The organism is Streptomyces sp. NPDC001728 (assembly GCF_040297565.1).
GTDB lineage: Bacteria > Actinomycetota > Actinomycetes > Streptomycetales > Streptomycetaceae > Streptomyces.
The window spans coordinates 1-3,046 of record NZ_JBEOZK010000047.1; the positions used below are offsets into that span (position 1 = coordinate 1).

At 56.6% G+C, this 3,046-nt stretch carries 1 rRNA gene; it reads right to left on the reverse strand.

Annotation, left to right across the window (positions count from 1 at the left end):
• Positions 1-2,850: ribosomal RNA gene (locus tag ABT154_RS33825) — 23S ribosomal RNA — on the reverse strand; the annotation flags it as partial.
• Positions 2,851-3,046 lie beyond the last annotated feature (196 nt).

Here is a 3,046-nt window from a genome sequence, read left to right on the forward strand (position 1 = left end):
CGCGCGCAGCGGATAGGGACCGAACTGTCTCACGACGTTCTAAACCCAGCTCGCGTACCGCTTTAATGGGCGAACAGCCCAACCCTTGGGACCGACTCCAGCCCCAGGATGCGACGAGCCGACATCGAGGTGCCAAACCATCCCGTCGATATGGACTCTTGGGGAAGATCAGCCTGTTATCCCCGGGGTACCTTTTATCCGTTGAGCGACGGCGCTTCCACAAGCCACCGCCGGATCACTAGTCCCGACTTTCGTCCCTGCTCGACCCGTCGGTCTCACAGTCAAGCTCCCTTGTGCACTTACACTCAACACCTGATTGCCAACCAGGCTGAGGGAACCTTTGGGCGCCTCCGTTACCCTTTGGGAGGCAACCGCCCCAGTTAAACTACCCATCAGACACTGTCCCTGATCCGGATCACGGACCGAGGTTAGACATCCAGCACGACCAGAGTGGTATTTCAACGGCGACTCCACAACCACTGGCGTGGCTGCTTCAAAGTCTCCCACCTATCCTACACAAGCCGAACCGAACACCAATATCAAACTGTAGTAAAGGTCCCGGGGTCTTTCCGTCCTGCTGCGCGAAACGAGCATCTTTACTCGTAGTGCAATTTCACCGGGCCTATGGTTGAGACAGTCGAGAAGTCGTTACGCCATTCGTGCAGGTCGGAACTTACCCGACAAGGAATTTCGCTACCTTAGGATGGTTATAGTTACCACCGCCGTTTACTGGCGCTTAAGTTCTCAGCTTCGCCACACCGAAATGTGACTAACCGGTCCCCTTAACGTTCCAGCACCGGGCAGGCGTCAGTCCGTATACATCGCCTTACGGCTTCGCACGGACCTGTGTTTTTAGTAAACAGTCGCTTCTCGCTGGTCTCTGCGGCCACCCCCAGCTCAGAGTGCAAGACTCATCACCAGACGTGGCCCCCCTTCTCCCGAAGTTACGGGGGCATTTTGCCGAGTTCCTTAACCATAGTTCACCCGAACGCCTCGGTATTCTCTACCTGACCACCTGAGTCGGTTTAGGGTACGGGCCGCCATGAAACTCGCTAGAGGCTTTTCTCGACAGCATAGGATCATCCACTTCACCACAATCGGCTCGGCATCAGGTCTCAGCCTTAATGTGTGACGGATTTGCCTATCACACGGCCTACACCCTTACCCCGGGACTACCACCGCCCGGGCTGGACTACCTTCCTGCGTCACCCCATCGCTTACCTACTACCACCTTGGATCAGCGGCTCCACCACTTTCCTTTCCCCGAAGGGTCCGGAACGGCTTCACGGCCTTAGCATTAATGGATTCGATATTGGGCGTTTCAAAGCGGGTACCGGAATATCAACCGGTTGTCCATCGACTACGCCTGTCGGCCTCGCCTTAGGTCCCGACTTACCCTGGGCAGATCAGCTTGACCCAGGAACCCTTAGTCAATCGGCGCACACGTTTCTCACGTGTGTATCGCTACTCATGCCTGCATTCTCACTCGTGAACCGTCCACAACTCGCTTCCGCGGCTGCTTCACCCGGCACACGACGCTCCCCTACCCATCACAGCGCCCGTTGGGGCTCATGCTGCAATGACACGACTTCGGCGGTACGCTTGAGCCCCGCTACATTGTCGGCGCGGAATCACTTGACCAGTGAGCTATTACGCACTCTTTCAAGGGTGGCTGCTTCTAAGCCAACCTCCTGGTTGTCTCTGCGACTCCACATCCTTTCCCACTTAGCGTACGCTTAGGGGCCTTAGTCGATGCTCTGGGCTGTTTCCCTCTCGACCATGGAGCTTATCCCCCACAGTCTCACTGCCGTGCTCTCACTTACCGGCATTCGGAGTTTGGCTAAGGTCAGTAACCCGGTAGGGCCCATCGCCTATCCAGTGCTCTACCTCCGGCAAGAAACACACGACGCTGCACCTAAATGCATTTCGGGGAGAACCAGCTATCACGGAGTTTGATTGGCCTTTCACCCCTAACCACAGGTCATCCCCCAGGTTTTCAACCCTGGTGGGTTCGGTCCTCCACGAAGTCTTACCTCCGCTTCAACCTGCCCATGGCTAGATCACTCCGCTTCGGGTCTTGAGCGCGCTACTGAATCGCCCTGTTCGGACTCGCTTTCGCTACGGCTTCCCCACACGGGTTAACCTCGCAACGCACCGCAAACTCGCAGGCTCATTCTTCAAAAGGCACGCAGTCACGACCCATTGAGTAAACTCAATGAGCGACGCTCCCACGGCTTGTAGGCACACGGTTTCAGGTACTATTTCACTCCGCTCCCGCGGTACTTTTCACCATTCCCTCACGGTACTATCCGCTATCGGTCACCAGGGAATATTTAGGCTTAGCGGGTGGTCCCGCCAGATTCACACGGGATTTCTCGGGCCCCGTGCTACTTGGGTGTCTCTCAAACGAGCCGTTAATGTTTCAGCTACGGGGGTCTTACCCTCTACGCCGGACCTTTCGCATGTCCTTCGCCTACATCAACGGTTTCTGACTCGTCTCACAGCCGGCAGACTGTGAAAGAGAGATCCCACAACCCCGCATGCGCAACCCCTGCCGGGTATCACACGCATACGGTTTGGCCTCATCCGGTTTCGCTCGCCACTACTCCCGGAATCACGGTTGTTTTCTCTTCCTGAGGGTACTGAGATGTTTCACTTCCCCTCGTTCCCTCCACATGCCCTATGTGTTCAGGCATGGGTGACAGCCCATGACGACTGCCGGGTTTCCCCATTCGGAAACCCCCGGATCAAAGCCTGGTTGACGGCTCCCCGGGGACTATCGTGGCCTCCCACGTCCTTCATCGGTTCCTGGTGCCAAGGCATCCACCGTGCGCCCTTAAAAACTTGGCCACAGATGCTCGCGTCCACTGTGTAGTTCTCAAGCAACGACCAGCCACCCATCACCCTGATCCATAAGAACCAAGTTCACTGGGGCCGGCATCGCGAAGATACAAACCTTACGGCCGTACCCTCAGATACCCAACAACGTGCCAAGCACAGTCCGTTCCTCGATCCCGTTTTCCACGCCGAAGCAGTACTCACGTTC